Raw genomic sequence first — 1,234 nt, 5'->3', positions numbered from 1 at the left:
GCGGGTCTTGAGGCATCCGTGGAGGATGCCGACGAGGCGGTTGCCGACCTGTCGGAGAGCGGGGTTGTAGCCGGCCTCGCGGGCGCGCTGCTTGTCGTAGTAACGGCGGGCTCCGGGCGAGGCGTTCAGGGCGGAGAACGCCTGCCGTTGCAGGGCGTCAGCGAGTCGGTTGTTGCGCACGTAGCGCGCCTGGACGGTGTGGCTCTTGCCGGAGGCCCGGGTGATGGGGCTGGTGCCCGCGTAGTTCTTGCGGGCCTTCGCGCTGGCGTAGCGGGTGGGGTCGTCTCCGAACTCGGCGAGCACCCGGGCGCCGGTGATCGCCCCGATGCCGGGCATCGAGAGGTAGATCTCAGCGTCCGGGTGCGTGAGAAAATGTGCCTTCACCTGCGCTTCCAGCTCGGCTATCTGCTCATTCAGGGCGATCAGCAGCTTTGCGTGGGCGGTAGCGGTGGCCGCGTAGGCGGCCGTGACCGGCTCGGGCAGACCAAGGTGCTGTTCGCGCAGCGCGGTCTGGATCGTGGCGGCCTTCGCACTCCGATTGTGCCGACGGTGCCGGGCCAGGACGGCGGTGATCTGCGTGCGGGTCAGCTTCGCCGCCATCTGCGGGGAGGGCGCCTTGATCAGCAGTTCCAGCGCGTCCGTGCTGGTCAGTTCCAGGTCCGCGTAGGCGTTCAGGGCGGCGGGGAAGTACTCACGCAGCGTGTTGCGCAGCCGCTGGAAGGTGCGGGTGCGTTCCCAGATGAGGGTCTGATGGGCGCGGGCGACGACCTTGACAGCCTGGGCCTGTTCGCTGTCACCCGCGACAGGTCGCAGCTGGTCGCGGTCGATGCGGACCATGTCGGCGAGCGCGTGGGCGTCGCCCTTGTCGCTCTTGGCGCCGGAGGTGCCGTACCGCTCCTTGAACCGCGCGGCCTGCCGCGGGTTGATCGCGTACACCTGGTAGCCGGAGGCGAGCAGGGCCTGTAGCCAGGGGCCGCGGTCGGTCTCGATGCCGACGATCACCTCGGTGGCATCGAGGTCGTCGCCGCCGTGCTTCGCGACGAGTTCGTGGAGCTTGGTGATGCCCTCCACGCCCTCGGGCAGTCTCGCGGCTGCCAGCTTGCGGCCGGTCCCGTCCTGGACCTCGACATCGTGGTGGTCCTCGGCCCAGTCGTCGCCGATCAGAAGCAACTCGCCCTCCCGGTCAGGTAGTTCACTTATCGTGCAGCCTGCGGAAGACGTGGCACGCTCCCTA

1 protein-coding gene is annotated in these 1,234 nt (G+C 69.0%); it reads right to left on the bottom strand.

Going from position 1 to position 1,234, the window contains the following annotated elements; genetic code table 11:
• Window positions 1-1,170, bottom strand: a 1,170-nt coding sequence (locus ACIBK0_RS51950) for an IS110 family transposase (RefSeq protein WP_399097565.1), incomplete at its 3' end; no start/stop codon positions are given.
• Window positions 1,171-1,234 lie beyond the last annotated feature (64 nt).

Origin of the sequence: Streptomyces sp. NPDC050564 (assembly GCF_044457265.1) — a bacterium.
Taxonomy (GTDB): Bacteria; Actinomycetota; Actinomycetes; order Streptomycetales; family Streptomycetaceae; genus Streptomyces.
This window is presented reverse-complemented; position numbering and strand designations above follow the sequence as displayed.